The 1,491-nt window shown below is 74.7% G+C and carries 2 protein-coding genes; both read right to left on the bottom strand.

Annotated elements, in window-relative coordinates:
• Positions 1-329: ATP-binding cassette domain-containing protein (locus AB0M20_RS43075; protein WP_364307231.1), on the bottom strand; the 329-nt coding region annotated here is incomplete at its 3' end.
• Positions 326-1,405 carry a hypothetical protein gene (locus AB0M20_RS43070; protein ID WP_364307229.1) on the bottom strand — a complete coding sequence of 360 codons (1,080 nt, stop codon included), beginning with the start codon at positions 1,403-1,405 and terminating at the stop codon, positions 326-328. The genes AB0M20_RS43075 and AB0M20_RS43070, both read right to left, overlap by 4 nt.
• Positions 1,406-1,491: the final 86 nt, after the last annotated feature.

Below are 1,491 nucleotides of genomic sequence, written 5' to 3'. Positions count from 1 at the left end.
GCGGTCAGCCACGGCTGGTAGCGGAACAGCTCCGGCAGGTAGCCCACGCGTACCCGGGATCGGGGGTCGGTGGCCGGGCGACCCAGCAGCAGCACCTCGCCGGCGTCCGGCCGGACCAGGCCGAGCAGCATCTTGATCACCGTGGTCTTGCCGGCGCCGTTCGGGCCCAGCAGGCCGACCACCTCGCCGCGCCCGACGGTGAACGACACGTCGTCGACCGCCTGCTGCCGCCGGTACCGCTTGCGCAGGCCCGAGCACCACACCGCGGCCGCCGGCGGCAGCTGGGTGACCAGCTGCCGCGCGGCCTCGACCGCCGCCTCGCCGGTCACCGCAGCTCCCGCGCGACGGCGAGGGCCTCGTCGCCGCTCATCGACCCGGCCACCACGGTGACCTCGCCGTTGCTGACCCACACCACGCCGGCCATCACGCCGTCCCGCGAGCTGAGCACCGTGGCCGTGCGGCCACCGACGTCGGCGGTGCGGGCGGTCAGGTAGGTCGAGTTCACCGGCAGCGGCAGCGTCGTGCCGTCACCGGTGAAGTTGCGCAGCGACGAGGCCACGTTCTCGGGCAGGCCCGGCAGCGACAACAGGTATCCGACGGCGGTCGGGAAAGGCACCCCCGAGGAGTACGCGGTGGGTGCGACCGCCCGGGCCACGATCAGTGCGGGTACGCCGCGTCCCTCGCCCCAGACCGCGGCGGTGCCCGGGCCGGCGCTCAGCCGGAACTGGCTGCCGTCCAGGCCCGGCGGCACCGCCGGGAGGGACTTGCCCATGGCCGCCGCCGTCTGCGCCGCCTTCTCGGCAGAGAAGGTGAACTGCGCGGTGACCTTGCCGGCGACCTGGTAGGTGGGATCTCCCACCACGCCGCGCGGCAACTCGCTCAACCGCGGCAGGGTGAGCCCGGTCGCCTTCTGCGCCGCCGTCGCGTCGTCGACCGCGTGGACGTCGGGCTGCTGAATCAGCTTCACGTCGCCGTACGCGGTCAGGTCGGGCAGCCCGACCAGGTCGGACTTGCTGAGCGTGATCGGCGCGATCGTCTCGGTCCGGAAGATCGGGATCCAGTCGGCCGCGGCCGCCGCGCCGGCGCCGCCCAGCACGGCGATCACGCCGACCACGGCGATCACCGGGCTGCGCAGCGCGGCCCGCCAGCGGGAGGTGCGGGCCGGCGCGGCGACCGGGTGCGGGCTCTCGGCCTGCATCGCCCGGGACAGCCGGGACCATCCGGCGTCGACGTCGGCGGGCTCGCCGGCCTCGAAGAACGCGGCGGTCAGCGCGGCGTCCTCGCGGACGGTGGTCAGCTGGGTGAGGCAGACCGGGCAGTCGGCGACGTGCGCGCGGTCTGTGTCGGCCACGCCGGCGGGCTCGTCGAGCAGCCGGCGCAGGGTGCCGTCAGTCGGATGACGCATGGCTCTTCAACTCCTTGCGAAGGGCGGATTCGGCGCGTCGCACTGTGGTGCCGACGCTGCCGGGAGACATGTCCAGGGCGGCCGCG

The organism is Actinoplanes sp. NPDC051633 (genome assembly GCF_040681735.1).
GTDB lineage: Bacteria > Actinomycetota > Actinomycetes > Mycobacteriales > Micromonosporaceae > Actinoplanes.
Note: the sequence above shows the minus strand (reverse complement) of the source record. Positions and strands in the feature narration are given on the sequence as shown.

Excerpts from the sequence above, each read along its gene's own strand:
- AB0M20_RS43070 (WP_364307229.1), bottom strand. The coding sequence starts at position 1,405 with ATGCGTCATCCGACTGACGGCACCCTGCGCCGGCTGCTCGACGAGCCC.